Genomic DNA, 15,279 nt, shown 5'->3' on the forward strand with positions numbered 1-15,279 from the left:
AATTAATTAAGCTTAAAACTCGCCCGTTACCGACCAGCCATTGACTAGCGGATAACGGCGTTCACGTCCAAAGGATTTTTTGGTAATCTTAGTGCCGATTGCCCCTTGACGGCGTTTGTGTTCGGCTCTATCTACCATGGTCAGCACACGCTCAACAACCGCAGGGTCAAAACCTGCCGCACAGATGGCTTTGTAGCCCAAATCTTCATCGATGTACATCTTCAAGATGGCATCAAGTAGGGTATAATCAGGCAAGCTGTCTTGGTCTTTTTGGTCGGGACGTAGCTCAGCCGATGGCGGACGAGTGATGACACGCTCAGGAATGACAGGGTTGTCTTCTAGGCGATTACGATAATCGGCTAGGCGGTACACGTCGGTCTTGTAGACGTCTTTTAGTACATCAAATCCGCCAACCATGTCGCCATATAGGGTAGAGTAGCCGACCGCATTTTCTGATTTGTTGCCAGTTGAGATGACCATATGTCCAAATTTGTTGGACAAAGCCATGAGTATCACGCCCCTTGCCCGAGCTTGTAGGTTCTCTTCGGTCACGTCAGGGGCTGCCCCTGCAAAGAGTGGGGCGAGCGTGGATTTGAGTCCTGCCACGGCATCGTGAATGGGGCAGATGGTATAAGAGACGTTGAGACGGGCGGCTTGGGCAGCGGCATCATCCAGACTCATCTGTGATGTATATTCATAAGGCATCATCACCGCATAGACTTTATCAGCACCCAATGCATCCACAGCGATGGCAAGGGTCAAGGCACTGTCAATACCCCCCGAGAGTCCGACAATCACACCCTTAAAGCCTGAGCGATTGACATAATCACGCAAGCCAACCACCAAGGCTTGGTAGATTTGCGATTCTTCGGATAAGTCAAGTGGCGGTTTGGCTTGGGTGTCAAAGCGTCCGCTTGATACATCAAAGGTTGCCATAATCAGCTGATTTAAAAATCTTGCCCCTTCGTGAGCAATCTCGCCGTCCGCTTGACTGATGAGTGAGCCACCATCAAAGACGATGTCATCTTGGGCACCGACGGTATTGACATAGATGATGGGTAGCTTGTGCGTTGATGATTGACGGGCGATGAGTGCTTTACGTTCGGCTTGCTTGCCGACTTCAAAGGGTGACGCATTTAGTACGACCACCATTTCCGCCCCTTCATCTTTGAGTGCTTTGATGGGTGCTTCGTGCCAGATGTCTTCACAAATGAGCAGTCCGATGGTCAGCCCTTTGTAGTCAAATAAGACTTGATTGCGACCTTTTTTAAAGTAGCGTTTTTCATCAAACACGCCGTAGTTTGGCAGGCATTGTTTGTGATAAAAGCCTTTTTGACTGCCACCTTGTAATATCGCCGCCGAGTTAAACGTGCCGTGATTGTCCACGTGCGGATAGCCCAAAATAGTGACAATGCCGTCTATCTTGGCAAGTTCATTCATGGCAATCTTGACACGCTCAGCCAAGGTAGGACGCAGTAGCAAATCTTCTGGTGGATAGCCGATGAGTGCCAGCTCAGGAAAGATGACGATGTCCGCCCCACGAGCTTTGGCATCTAGGGCAAGGGCTTTCATCTTGCCCACGTTGCCCTTGATGTCGCCCACCCAAAAATTTGTCTGCATGATGGCAAAAGTAATCGTACCGTTTGGGGTGCTAATTTCGCTAAAATTTTCTTGTATTGACATTTGTAATTATCCAGTAAAGTGTATTGATGGTTATCGCCTGTCGTCAATCCGTGTTTATCGGCAGGCAATGATGAGTTTGATTTGTCAAATCAGCTTGATGTTTGCATAAAACTAATTAAAACCAATCTAGACAAATCAACTTAGTATAGCACACTATCGCCTATTTTTGTGATATAGTAGGCATTATTTTGTGACCTTGACGTTTGCCATGTTTGCTTTTTTAATCAATCTTATCATCATCGCCATTGTGATGAAAATCTTCTTTAAATTCATGTATCCAAAACCGCCCAAGCACTTTTTTCCAAAAGCAGGCGATGATGTCAGTATCAGACGATGTGATTATTGTGGGCATGAACTTGCCACCTATCGGGGCATTTTGCAGACGGATGTGGCAGGTGATGGGCGTGAGTATTTCTTTTGTAATGATGACCATCAAAGTGCCTATTTTCGCGGTGATGTCTATCAAGCCGATGATGACTATGATGGTCTGCCCACCAAAAAGCCGTTGAATGATGATTAAAGACGTTTAGGGATAAACGGTGGTTTGAAAAACAATCCGACCACTTAACTTTTTAAATTAAGTGGTCGGATAGCCATTTTTTATGCAAATTTTTATGCAAAAATTTATTTAGAATGTTATCAATGGTAGGCACACCCCAATATTAATCATCAACTGACCGTCAAGCAGCATCCACAAGTTCCTGCTGGATGATGTGTTCCATTTCTTTGGCACCGATGGTGGGGGCAAAACGTGCCACCACGTTACCATCAGCATCCACCAAAAATTTGGTAAAGTTCCATTTGATGTCATCGCCTGTGCGAGTTTGGTTAATTTCTGCAATCACTTCAAGCAATACTTCGTATCTGCTATTGCCAATCTCGTCTTTGCCTTGGGATTTTAGGTGGCGGTACAAAGGATGGGTGTTACTGCCATTGATGTCAATTTTGGCAAACACAGGAAAGCTGACTTGATAATGCTCTGCCAAAAACTTAGCAATTTCTTCATTGTCTTCGACCGCTTGCCCAAATTCATTGCTGGGAAAGTCCAAAATTACCAAGCCTTTGTCTTTATACTTTTGATACAGTGCTTCTAATTCGTCATATTGGGGTGTTAGACTGCATTGGGTGGCAGTATTGACAATGAGTAAGGTCTTACCCCTAAAATCGCTGAGTTGAATTTCTTTACCGTGAATGCCTGTTACCAAAAAATCATGAATTGACATCGCTTAACGCATCCTTAAAAGTGTGCCAAAAATTATTGCAAAAACCATCATGCAATCTACCAAAATGGGACAAGAGTATACAAACCCATGAGACTATTATATATAATTTTTTGGAAAGTAAAATTTGTAAAAATTAATGGATTGATTAGAAAAAATCAATAATTAGAGTAAGGTTTTTTTGATAATAATCAATTTTACAGATTTGGATGAGAATAATTTTTTAGAAAATTTAAAAAAATAACAAAAAAATAAAGGACGATTTACGCCCTTTATTTGTCATCATTACATATTCGGATAATTGGGCCCGCCACCGCCTTCGGGTGTTACCCATGTGATGTTTTGGGCGGGGTCTTTGATGTCGCAGGTTTTGCAATGCACGCAGTTTTGGCTATTGATGACAAACCTTGCTCCATTGGGGTCGTTATCGTCCGCCACCACTTCATACACCCCCGCAGGACAATACAGGCGAGCAGGTTCGCCATAGAGCGGTAGGTTTTTGGTGATTGGCACGGTGGGGTCGGTCAATTTTAGATGACAAGGTTGGTCCTCGGCGTGATTGGTGTTTGAGATAAACACGCTGGATAATTTGTCAAAGGTCAGCTTGCCGTCAGGTTTTGGATAATCGGGCTTGTAGGCGTGGTCGGCTTTATCCAGTTGAGCAAAATCATAACTGTTGTCATGAATGATAAGTGGCATTTTACCACTTAACAAGTTTTGCTCCACAAAGATAAACGCACCGCCCAGCCACGTCCCCATACGGTGCATGGCAGGCGAGAAGTTTTGGGCAGATTTGGCATCGTCAAACAGCCACGAGTTTTCAAAATTGGTCTGATACTCAGCGACTTCATCGTGTTGTCGTCCGTCTTGGATTGCCTTAAAAATCGCCTCGCCAGCGAGCATTCCCGACTTCATAGACGTGTGCGTGCCTTTGATTTTGGCAGGGTTTAAAAAGCCTGCATCATCGCCCACCAGTACACCCCCTGCAAAGGTCAGTTTGGGTAGGCTATTTAGACCGCCTTTGACCAACGCCCTTGCCCCATAGGACAGGCGTTTGCCCCCTTCTAGGATAGGACGGATAAGGGGGTGCAGTTTAAGGCGTTGTAATTCATCAAAGGGCGATAGGTGCGGATTTGAGTAGGATAAATCTACCACCAAGCCAAAACTCACTTGATTATTTTCGGCAAAATACAGCCACCAACCGCCATTTGCCCCTGTGTCGTTCAAGGGATAACCCGAACCGTGCAAAATCACGCCTTCTTCGTGTTTGTCAGCGTCAATCTCCCACAGCTCTTTTAGTCCAATGCCATAATGTTGGGGGTCTTTGTCCTTGTCAAGATGAAAACGGCTGATGAGACGTTTGCCCAAATGCCCACGACAGCCCTCGGCAAACACGGTATATTTGGCAACAAGCTCATAACCTGCCTCAAAAGACGGCTTAGGCTCGCCCTTGGCATTGACCCCCATGTCGCCCGTTTGGATACCACGCACCGAGCCGTCAGCGTTGTAGAGAATCTCACTGGCGGTAAAGTTGGGGAATAGCATAATCTCCATGCTTTCGGCTTGTTCGGCAAGCCAGCGAACCACATTACCAAGCGAGACAATGTAGTTGCCTTCGTTGTGCATACTGGCAGGGATGATGGAGCTTGGCAGTTTGATTGTCTTTTTGGCGTTGGGGAGCATATAAACACGGTCTTCGGTTGCCTTGACCGTGATTGGGGCATTCATGTTTTGCCAATCGGGGAACAGCTCGTCCAAGGCACGGGTTTCCATGACCGCTCCCGATAGGATATGGGCTCCAAACTCCGAGCCTTTTTCCACGACACAGACCATAAATTCATCAAGTCCTGCATCTATGGCAAGCTGTTTTAGGCGAATGGCACAGGATAAGCCCGATACGCCACCGCCGACCACGACCACGTCAAATTCCATTGACTCACGTTGTATGTTTTGCATGGTGTTTCCTTTTTGGCTGTTTAAGGTGAAACCTTGTAATGGCTAAAAAACAAATGATTATCAAATACAATGTTTGATAAATCAAATAATTATAAATGGTATATTTTACCAATCTTATCAAATTAGGCAAGTTAATTATGCCCTTATTTTTGATAAAATCATGACTGGTACGGTTATAAAAAGTTGTTGGGGTAGATACACCTAGCGAACCTGATATTTACCATGGGTTGTGTAGGGGCGTGTTGAACACGCCCGTTGGAGAGATTGGCAAGGCGTGCATTTTAAAGTTAAATGAATAAAAAGGTTAAAATCTTGGCAAATGTGATTTGTTGTGCTTTTTAAATCCTTAAAATTTATTTGCTTTTTTATAAAAATTTAGGCAAAATTAAACACTTCTTTTAAATGATAAGGCAAGGATAATGACGGATAACACAGATAAAAATTCCAATAAAAGCAACGACTTAACCAAACTTATCACAGCCCTTGGTAATGAACGCAAAATTCCACCACTGGATAAATGGACACCCGAGACGATAACGCCTTTTGACATTGTCATTGATGACAATGGCGAGTGGTATCATGACGGGGTCAAAATCGCTCGGCAGTCGCTTGTGGATTTGTTTGCCAGCGTGCTGTGGGCGGACGTGGACGGCGAGCAAAAACGCCACTTTTTAAAAACGCCCACCGACAAATACGAAATTACCGTGATAGACACGCCACTGTTTATCAATACCGTGGATAAAATTACCAAAAATGGCGATGACTGGATAGTGTTTGGCACGACCAATGGCGACAGCATTGTGCTTGATGGTGAGCCGTTGTATTTTAAAACCGTGGTGCGTGATGACGTGGCGGATGATAGGCTGTATATAGATACCCGTTTTAACCTAACCGCTCGCATTGGGCGTAATGTGTTTTATCATCTAATAGAGCTTGGCGAGCTGTCAGATGAGCAGGGGCAGACGGTTTTGACCTTGCAAAGTGGTGGCAAAACGCATCGTGTGGTTGCCCCCAATTTTAATTAGAAAAACTAAACAATTATGATAAGTCATGATAAACCAACACCCTGATTTTAAAGATGACCCCACCGCCCCGATTGGCGTATTTGATTCGGGGGTGGGGGGCTTGTCGGTGTATCTACACCTAAAAACACTCATGCCAAACGAACGCTTTATCTACTATGCCGACACCGCCAACGTGCCGTACGGGGGCAAATCGGGCGATGAGATTTTGCTTTTAACCTTGCAAGCGGTGGCACGGCTGTGTAAACGGGGCTGTAAACTCATCGTCATCGCCTGTAACAGTGCGTCCGCCCATGCCCTAAAAGCGTTGCGTGAGCGGTGTAGCGTGCCGATTGTGGGGCTTGTCCCTGCCGTCAAACCTGCGTGCAGTCTTACTAAAACTCGCCAAATTGCCGTGCTTGCCACTCGGGCGACTTTAAATGGCTATCTACTAAATGACGTCATCAATGACGTTGCCATGCCACAAGGGGTCATGGTGCATAAGCATTTTGAGCCGACCTTGGTGCCGTGGGTGGAGAGCGGTATGCCGATTGACAGTCAAGTGGCAAACCTACTCATTAGACAAACTAAACAATGGGCGGACATGGGCGTGGACGTGATAGTGCTGGGGTGTACGCATTACCCGTTTTTTAAGGGGTTTTTGCAGACCTTTATACAAAAAGAAAATCTGGACGTGCAATTGATTGATTCAGGACTGGCAATCGCCCAACGGGTCAAATCCTTGCTTGATTTTTTTAATATCGCAAGCCCCACGCCAAACACCGCCCCCATGCAGTTGTATGCCACACGCTTGGATGATGATTTGCTTGCCACCGCCGAGAAGTTAAGCGGTGAACCATTTATTGAGCTGATTGAATACCAAGAGTGAGCTTTTTTGTACAAAAATTGATTTAAAGTGTTATCAGTGGCAGGCACACCCTAAACGCCAAACACTTCATTGTTAAAATTGGCAAAATATCAAAAAATGTATCAAAAAATAGGGCAATTTTAACGGATTTTGTGCTTTTATGTTATTTTTTGATTTTTTGATGTGTTTTGGGTGGTATGGATATTTTTATTTTGATGAAAATTCTTTATAATAAGGGATTGCCATTTGAGCGTATGGATAAGAAAGATGAATGGCAATGTCACGTGTGGTTGCCAATAAAAGCAATATCCTTAACTACTTACTACTAGCCTTGGGGTTTTTGTGTCAAATCATCGTTATCATGTTCATGTCGCTTGTGTTGCTGATGACCCGCTGTTGGTTACTGCCCAAGATGATGTGGCGATATTCTTTGAAAGTCGGGCTTTTTTAACCAAAGACTTGGTGATTGCCCGTGCTGAATCTGCCAGTTATAGTTGGCGTTGTATCAACTCTGCCGATGTGGTGCTCCTGCTTGTGGGCAATCACTATGGTAGCACCAACGCATCAGGGGTCAGTCAGCTCCATGTCAGCTATACCAATGCCAAAGCCAAAAATAAGCCCATGCTCATTTTTGTGCATTCGGACGTGCTAAACAAACCTGCCAATAATCGGCTGATTGACTTTGTGGGGGTATTGGAGTCGCAATCGGGGCAGGCGGTGCATTATTTTGATGATAATACCAATCTGCCCAAACTGCTTGAAACTGCTTTTAATGCGTTGGATTTTGACAAATCTCAAGGATGGCAAATGGCAGGCATGAGCGTCAGAAATGCGTTGCTGTCTAAGCCCCCAAAGCATGCCAAGCCCGCCACTCAGAAGCAAATTTCTGCACCCAGTGATGCCCAAAAGATTGGAGCGTCTAGTATTCCTGCCCAATCCCATCTGACCAAATCTACATCTCATTCTCACGCCAAGACAGATGCTGATTTGCATGCCGCCTTAAAGCCCGCATTGGCACTAGACAGTGAATTTTTGGTAAGTTGCACCGCCCATGCGTTTCGGGGTGGCACGCTCATCGAAGTGTCCTTTGTCATCCCGCTACGCTGGCGAAACATCGTTACCATGCTTGCCAATGTGGTCATGCCATTTTCTGAGCAAGGGTTGGGACGTGCCTTAAATGATAATGTTGATAAGAATCTTGCCAGTCAAATCGTGGCAAGACAGTATCCTGACATCCATGCCGTCAGCCGAGTGCAGGTGGTCAAAGCTGATGTGCTGTGGATATTAGATGAGTTGGAGTTGGCAGGATGGATTGAGCCTGTGGGTCAAGGCTCCATGTGGCAAGCCACTGACAAAACATCCAACATAAAATAGCTAAAATAGCATTGCCAAATGGCAGGGCAATCGCACTATATTTAATTTTTAGCAAATAAAATTATGTTTTTGAAGAAATTGGCAATTTTTAGACACAAATTATTTAAAAACTCACCAAACCAATTATATTTTGAATAATTTATTAAAAATATATTTAGATAAAATTAACTATAAATACTAAATTTGCTTGATTTTTAATCAATTTCATGTAAAATTTTGTAGTGCGATTGCCCTGGCCAAATGGTATATTTAAGGCATATTAAATTGACATGGCTTAGCCAAAAGAATGGGTTATAAGGCTTAAAAAGCGAGCAAAACCCAAGAAATCATGCTCAAAGATACAAATCTAAGATACAAAATTTAACACAAAACAGATGACATCACTGCTAAAATTTTGTTAGGATGAAGTGGTTGTATCTTGGTTGTGTGTTTTTAATGTGTTGTGTGTTTTTAATGTTAAATATGGCGTTAAATCAAGATATGGTTAAAATTTAATGCAATGGGGATAAGTTTGCCCCATCTTTCATCATAATTTATTTTTAATTGCAATAAGGATGATATCATGTCAAAAACCACCGAACAATTGACTGAGCGTTTCGATGAATTGGCGGACACCATGCATGATGCCGAAAAAAGTCGTACCCTAGAAGAGCAAGTTGCCTATCTAAAATCCCAAGGCATTGACCCGTCAAAGACTTATGCCAAATGGGATGATGATGAGCCAGAAGAGTAGCTTTGTCTTACCCTAAGCACAGCCAATGATGGTTGTGCTTTTTTGTATGAATTTTTTGTCATAAGCCAAAATGGGTTAAAAATATCCCCAAATGCTGTTTCTGGGGGATTATTGTCGTGGACAGGTGTTAATAGTTTGCTATAATATGAAACTTTATGTTATTAACCCAAATCTTACCTTGCATAAATTTGACTTATGCTAAGTTTTGAGTGGATTATTTGGTAAATTGCCAGCGTCCGTGCTGTATTCGTGGGCGACCACCAAGCCAATTTGTGCAAAGAGACACGATATGATTACCCTGCAAAAATTTGAACGCCTAATTACCGCACCACTGGCACAAAAACCTGTCACATTGACCTACTTTGACCAAACAGGTGCCAATCTTAGCACATGGGCGACCACACTTTCTATCAGACCCAAGCATGAGCAATATACCGAGCTTAGGACAGCTCTTAGTGAAGTGCTGGTCTGTGACATGCATGATGGTCAAAAACTGGCACTCATGGATGAGCTGATGGTGGTCGTTGAGCGTGTGGTTGGGCAAATGCATGCTGACTATGTCTATGAGCACCAAAGTCTATCCGATGAACAGCGGTCGTCAGTTCATGAAGTGCGTAGTTTGTACTTTTTGATGATTTTGGTGTATCGCAACATCGCCGTGCGTCATCAGAATGCCGTTGTTTCGGCACATGGCGGTGGCAAGAAGTGGTTAAACAAAATCATGTCCGCCAAGAAGTCGGGTGTGCTTACTGCCGAGCGTGACATCTTTATTTATGCCGTACACCAATTTATGGTGCTGTATGTCAAGCTTTTGATGGAGTATGCTTTAACTTACCAAAAAGCCCCCAAGGTCATCTGGCGGGAGGTGAATACTTGGTATCTGACCACGCTCAATCTGGGAGTTTGCCACGAAAGCATTCAAGATTTTGACAAAAATTATCCCAAGACATCCATTCATGACAGATACATGCAGGCGTGCGGAGCAAGTTTTGGTAACTTTTTTGCTTACCGCCGTCAGGACATCTTAAATGCCTTTAAAGTGTTGCCTTTGTGGGTAAAATATTTTAAAACAACCTTTGATGCCAATCCTGAGTTTCGGGTATTTGTCAATCTACAAGGTGCTGAACCGCCTGAGGTCATCACGCCATACGCATCGGTCAATCCGTACAGTGATGAGCATCGCTGTTTGTTTTTTGATTTAGAAGGCTTTACACGACACATGGAACAGGTGTCATCAGGCGAATACATAGATGGCACGGCACAGTCGTTGTTTGAGATGCGATTTGCCAAGATGGTACTGCTTGCTTTTGAACAGCGATCATCGCATGACAGACAAGATGATAGGCATGAGAGAAAGGCAGAGCTGCTTGTTGGATTTGCTTCCATTTTTAATGAAATCTCTGGCGGTCAAAACCTATCTACCGTCATCCGAGAACGTGGGTTGCCTGCTGATTTTCATGTCAAAATCAGTGCCTCTGCTATTGGTATGGTTGCACCCAAAGAGATGGTTAAGGTAAGCTACAAAAATGAGGCGGTGGCTCGTTTTCGGTTTGGTGCACAGGGGATGGATGAAAAAGATGAGATTTTGTCATCTCGTCCACTCATCCATCTTTATGGGCTTTTTGCTTTAAAATCAGCAATCTCCACCAATAAAAATCCGTGGCGTCTGGGCATGGCACATTGGGTGGAAAAATCAGATAATTCGGTGGCAGTGGATGGACGATTTTTGGGTCGGGTGCTGATGGCAGTCGGCATTCGCTTGCGTAAACAAGACGGCAGAAGTCAAGAGTTTGTCCATGCACTGTTGGTGGATGGCGATGGGCTCAATGAGCAAAGCACGCTCATCATGCCCCGTTATCATTTTAAAGTGGGGGATTATGTTGTTCTGCGTATTGACACCAAAGAGATGGAGTTAAGGTTAGAACGCAACCTTTTGACCACCGATGAGATTGAACAATACCAAATCGTGCGTTTAAATGGCTAATTAACCAAATATTTGCTATAATATGGCAGTTCTTTGAATTTCCTTGATATTAGCCTTTATCATAATTTGTAACGTTTTGTAAAAATATTTCAAAACGTTACAAATTGGTACAAATATTGCAAACACTTTTGGGTGAACCAACGCCAGCCTGTCCGCATCGCTTTTTAACATACTATATGTCTATGAAAAAAAATATCTTAAACCTGTTGTTTATTGATGAAGAGCAACTTTATGCCGAGCATCTTATCAGCCACTTATCAGAATATTTTGATGAGGTTAATTTGGGCTTTTGGGATGAAAAGGCGGAGTTTGTCAAATCCTTACGCCAAGAATGGGATGTGCTTGTTTTCCATCGTGCCTATGACATGAACTTTACAGATGTCGTGGGTATCTTACAAGAAGAGCAGATTAATTTGCCAGTCATTCATTTGGTGCAAAGCAATGAACAGGCGAGCCTAAATGAGCATGGTAACCCCGAGGTGGTGCATGGCGACATGATAAAGTCATTGGCAAAAGGGGATGACAGACTCATTGTCTCTGCCATTTGTTTGCAGACGGATTATGTGCGTGCCAAACGTCAAACTACTCATCTAAAAGCCATCTTAAAAGAGGCTGAACAACGTGCCAACATTTTGATTAAAAACTCAAAATCTGCCGTGGCATACATTGACCAAGGGGTGCATATCTTTGCCAATGACCCCTATTTGGAGATGTTTGGCTATCAGGCGATGGAGGAGATTATTGGTGTGCCGGTGGTGGATTTGATTGCCGGTGGGGACAATGTCAAAGGCTTTAAACAGTTTTTACGTCGTTTTGATAAAGGCGACCGCTCTCAGGTAGAGTTCGCCTTTGAGAGTAAACGTACCGATGGTTCAACCTTTGCATCCAAATTACAACTGGCGGCGGCGACCTTAGATGGCGAACCTGTCACTCAGATGATTATCCAGCAGAACGAGAATAACAGTGCTGAGCTTGCCAAAAAACTTGCCGAGGCAGAACGTCAAGATGCCTTGACGGGGCTGTCAAACCGTCTTGCCTTTACTGAGTCATTACACAGCACTCAGCAAGAGGTTGCACGTGGCGACATCAAGTCAGCTGCCTTGTTATATATTCGTATGGATGGCATGGGTAAGATTCATTCAAGCACGGGTCTGACAGGGGTGGATACTGCGGTCAAGCAGGTAGCTTGGGTACTAGATGAGACCGCCAAAAAAGCACATGATGCCAGCGTGAGCAGATTTAGTGATACCAGCTTTGCGTTGGTGGTTGATGAGATAAACAAAGAGCAGGCGATGGCTCTGGCGGAGCAACTCGCTGAACGTGTGGCAAGTATGCTCATCGAGGTGGGCAGTCGCACGGTCACTGCCACACTGTCCATCGGCGTGGTGATGATGGATGTCAATGCCCCTGAGGCAAGCGTGGTGCTAAGCCGTGCCATGGATACCGCCAATGAGATTAATCCTGATGACGAAGGCATAAAAATCAAAGCCTTTGATATCAGTGCCATCGCAGGCGAAGATGATGCGGTGATGGCGGAGTACATTCAAACTGCCTTAACTCAAAATAAATTTGTGTTAAAATATCAGCCGATATATGATATTGAGACTGACAGTACTAGCTTGTTTGAGGCATTTATTACTTTGCCACAAGCTGATGGCACGCAGATGACCTATGATAAGCTCATTCCCATCGCCAAAAAACACAATCTGCTTGAAAAAATTGACCGTTGGATGCTCATCAATGCCAGCAAACACTTGGCGAGTGTCCGCCAAAGCGAGCCTACCGCACGCCTGCTGGTGGCTCTATCATCGGCATCGCTGGCAGACACCAATTTGGCAGGCATTATCACTCAGCTGACCCGAGCCATTGGTGGTGGTAGTGATGTGCTGACATTGCAGTTTAGTGAGCAGGATTTGGTGGATTATATGGCGGTCGCCAAACGTCAGTTCATTGCCCTTGCCAACATTGACTGCCCTGTGGGTATGAATGGTTTTGGCGTAACTGCCAAATCCGACGAAGTGCTGGACTATCTGTCGCCCAACATGGTACGTCTCGCTCGTAGCTATACCAAGGACTTAGACAGAGAGGCGAACTTGACCGCTCTGCAAGGGCTGATAAATACAGCGACCGAAAAAGGGGCAAGCACGCTCATGCCATATATTGAAGAGGCGTCCACCATGTCCATGGCATGGTCGGTGGGGGCAAGATATCTGCAAGGCGACTATCTGCAACCTGCCAATACTGAGATTACTTTCCCGCCCCCTGCTGAAGAGTAACTGCCATAACAGCGAACACCCAACAGATACTTGGGTGTTTTTTGTATAAAAATCTTACCACAATAACGCTTGTCATACAAACAATGTTTTAAAAATTGGTATAATTGTTGGTATTTATCAAAATATTTTTTATTCGAGTGTCTCATGTCACACATCCAGCCCAAAATCCAAATCCTACTTGATAAACTAAACCAAATCGTTCTTGACAAAGAAGAGGCCGTGACCCTTGCCGTGTCCTGTATTTTAGCGGATGGGCATTTGCTATTACAAGACTTACCTGGCATGGGCAAGACCACGTTGGCACACAGTCTTGCCATCTTGCTGGGGTTGGATTTTAACCGTGTGCAGTTTACCAATGACATGCTTCCTGCTGATATTTTGGGGATGATGATATACAACCAAAGCGAGCAGAGTTTTAGTTTTAGAAAAGGAGCGGTGTTCACTCAGTTACTGCTTGCCGATGAGATTAACCGTTCGAGTCCCAAAACGCAGTCGGCACTGTTGGAGGCGATGGAGGAGGGGCAAGTAACCCAAGATGGACAGACATACGCTCTGCCCAAGCCATTTTTTGTCATCGCAACTCAAAACCCCGCCCAACAATCGGGCGTATATCCACTGCCTGAATCACAACTTGACCGCTTTTTGATGTGTGTCTCGCTGGGCTATCCATCACCCAAAGCCGAGCGTGAACTGCTAGAAGGGCGAGACCGCCGAGCGATGATGGGCGAGCTTACCTCGATTTTAACTAGTGAAGAAGTGATACAAGCTCAGCGAGAAGTCAAAGACATCTACATCGCCCCTGTGGTGCTAGACTACCTACAAAAACTGGTTGCCAAGACCCGTTCAAGCCAAGAATATCACGGCTTATCCCCCCGTGGCGTGTTGGCGTTAAAGCGTGCCTGCCAAGCCTATGCCTATGTATCAGGACAGGACAATGTGGCGATAGATGACGTGCAGGCGGTGTTCTCGGCGGTGGCTGACCACAGACTGGGACAACGGTTTGTGCCGTTTCATCATTTGGGTGGTTTGACCGAGATGACCATTGCCAGACGTATTTTGGACGAAGTGGCGATTGATTGATGGCTGATTTGTCATTTGTCATCAACCTAATCAATCTATCCGTATGCCCATGAAATCATCTGCTCATCGCCTAACCCACCCACTGACTCATCCCATAAAGAACAAGCTCAATGAGTTCTTTGCCAGACGCTCACCACGCAAAGACGTGGTGTCGCTCGGACTGCGTAATGTCTATATTTTTTTTAGCCGTCAAGGACTGCTGTTTGCCTTGCTACTCATCACCACTTTTGTGACGGGGGTCAATTATGGTAATAACTTGGTACTGGGGCTGTGCTTTTACCTGTTCGGCATTTGGCTCGTGACCGTGTTTTATACCTTTGTGCAGGTGGCGAGCATTGATGTGCGGTTTGTTGAGTCCAGCCTGTCTGAGACAGGGTCGATAGGTTATGTGACTTTGGAGCTGTCCACCAGAAGTGGTAAGGCATCACGGCAGATAGAAGCGGTGTTTGATGATAAGCATGAGATTGTCCAAAAAATGCTCTCAGGGCAAGCACGAGAAGACTTTATGAATGCTCGCACCATCATCACGCCAACGCTGGGCAAATCGGTACTGGTCAGATTACCCGTCTATACGCCCACTCGGGGGGTCATGACCTTGCCCCGTCTGGTCATCAGCAGTCGTTATCCGCTCGGGGTCATGCGTGCGTGGGCGTATGTGCATTTGGCAAGTCCGATGTTTGTACATCCTAAGCCTATCCCCTTTGATTGGCAAAATGACAAGCGAGCGGTGGCAAGCGAGAGTGATGAGCGAAGTGCCATTAGTGTGGCAGGGCAAAGCGACTTTGAGATGTTGGATGAATACCAAGAAGGCGAGAGTCTGGCACGGGTGTCATGGTCGCACGTGGCACGGGGGGCAGGCATGCTTACCAAGCACTTTGGCGACTCGCTTGGGCGTGAGTGGTGCTTAGATTATGATGACATGCCATCAGGCTCGCATGAGATGCGTCTTAGTGAGCTGACCCATGCAGTGCAAGCCATCGCCACACAGGGCATGCCCTTTATGCTTGTGCTACCGAGTGGGGCAGGCAAGATAGGCGTGGGCGATGAGTTTGTCCGTCAATGCTTGCTAAGACTTGCCAAAGAGCCTTGATGGGTTTTTGGCTG

At 45.2% G+C, this 15,279-nt stretch carries 12 protein-coding genes; 9 read left to right on the top strand and 3 right to left on the bottom strand.

The genetic code is table 11. The features are described from left to right. Positions 1–12: 12 nt before the first annotated feature. Positions 13–1,683 (bottom strand): NAD+ synthase, encoded by a 1,671-nt coding sequence (locus IM753_RS07145; RefSeq protein WP_194108995.1) that lies wholly within the window; start codon positions 1,681–1,683, stop codon positions 13–15. Positions 1,684–1,873: 190 nt separating this feature from the next. On the opposite strand from IM753_RS07145, the gene IM753_RS07150 reads away from it, so the two are divergent. Further along, entirely contained in the window at positions 1,874–2,203 is a 330-nt protein-coding gene (locus IM753_RS07150) for a hypothetical protein (RefSeq protein WP_281133691.1), read from the top strand. Between the two features lie 160 nt (positions 2,204–2,363). On the opposite strand, the gene IM753_RS07155 is transcribed toward IM753_RS07150, so the two are convergent. Both IM753_RS07155 and IM753_RS07160 read right to left on the bottom strand, forming a co-directional pair. After that, a complete protein-coding gene (locus tag IM753_RS07155; protein ID WP_194108996.1) occupies positions 2,364–2,906 on the bottom strand; it encodes a glutathione peroxidase in 543 nt (180 codons plus the stop codon). 282 nt (positions 2,907–3,188) lie between these two features. Next, positions 3,189–4,859, bottom strand: coding sequence for an electron transfer flavoprotein-ubiquinone oxidoreductase (locus IM753_RS07160; protein ID WP_194108997.1), 1,671 nt, complete (start codon positions 4,857–4,859; stop codon positions 3,189–3,191). Positions 4,860–5,278: 419 nt separating this feature from the next. On the opposite strand from IM753_RS07160, the gene IM753_RS07165 reads away from it, so the two are divergent. The 8 genes from IM753_RS07165 to IM753_RS07200 all read left to right on the top strand — a co-directional run bounded on the left by IM753_RS07165 (position 5,279) and on the right by IM753_RS07200 (position 15,265). Beyond that, positions 5,279–5,884, top strand: coding sequence for a DUF1285 domain-containing protein (locus tag IM753_RS07165; RefSeq protein ID WP_194108998.1), 606 nt, complete (start codon positions 5,279–5,281; stop codon positions 5,882–5,884). A gap of 25 nt (positions 5,885–5,909) precedes the next feature. Beyond that, positions 5,910–6,749 (top strand): glutamate racemase, encoded by an 840-nt coding sequence (murI, locus tag IM753_RS07170; protein ID WP_194108999.1) that lies wholly within the window; start codon positions 5,910–5,912, stop codon positions 6,747–6,749. 321 nt (positions 6,750–7,070) lie between these two features. Then, positions 7,071–8,102 (top strand): hypothetical protein, encoded by a 1,032-nt coding sequence (locus tag IM753_RS07175; protein ID WP_062500359.1) that lies wholly within the window; start codon positions 7,071–7,073, stop codon positions 8,100–8,102. A gap of 562 nt (positions 8,103–8,664) precedes the next feature. Next, complete coding sequence (locus tag IM753_RS07180; protein WP_172823633.1) at positions 8,665–8,835, top strand: hypothetical protein; 171 nt, start codon at positions 8,665–8,667, stop codon at positions 8,833–8,835. Between the two features lie 205 nt (positions 8,836–9,040). Further along, positions 9,041–10,819, top strand: coding sequence for a hypothetical protein (locus tag IM753_RS07185; protein WP_194109000.1), 1,779 nt, complete (start codon positions 9,041–9,043; stop codon positions 10,817–10,819). A 176-nt stretch (positions 10,820–10,995) separates the two neighbouring features. Next, positions 10,996–13,095 carry an EAL domain-containing protein gene (locus tag IM753_RS07190; protein WP_227713096.1) on the top strand — a complete coding sequence of 700 codons (2,100 nt, stop codon included), beginning with the start codon at positions 10,996–10,998 and terminating at the stop codon, positions 13,093–13,095. 144 nt (positions 13,096–13,239) lie between these two features. After that, positions 13,240–14,175, top strand: coding sequence for a MoxR family ATPase (locus tag IM753_RS07195; protein WP_115247743.1), 936 nt, complete (start codon positions 13,240–13,242; stop codon positions 14,173–14,175). A gap of 49 nt (positions 14,176–14,224) precedes the next feature. Then, positions 14,225–15,265 carry a DUF58 domain-containing protein gene (locus IM753_RS07200; protein WP_194109001.1) on the top strand — a complete coding sequence of 347 codons (1,041 nt, stop codon included), beginning with the start codon at positions 14,225–14,227 and terminating at the stop codon, positions 15,263–15,265. Positions 15,266–15,279 lie beyond the last annotated feature (14 nt).

The organism is Moraxella sp. K127 (assembly GCF_015223095.1).
GTDB lineage: Bacteria > Pseudomonadota > Gammaproteobacteria > Pseudomonadales > Moraxellaceae > Moraxella.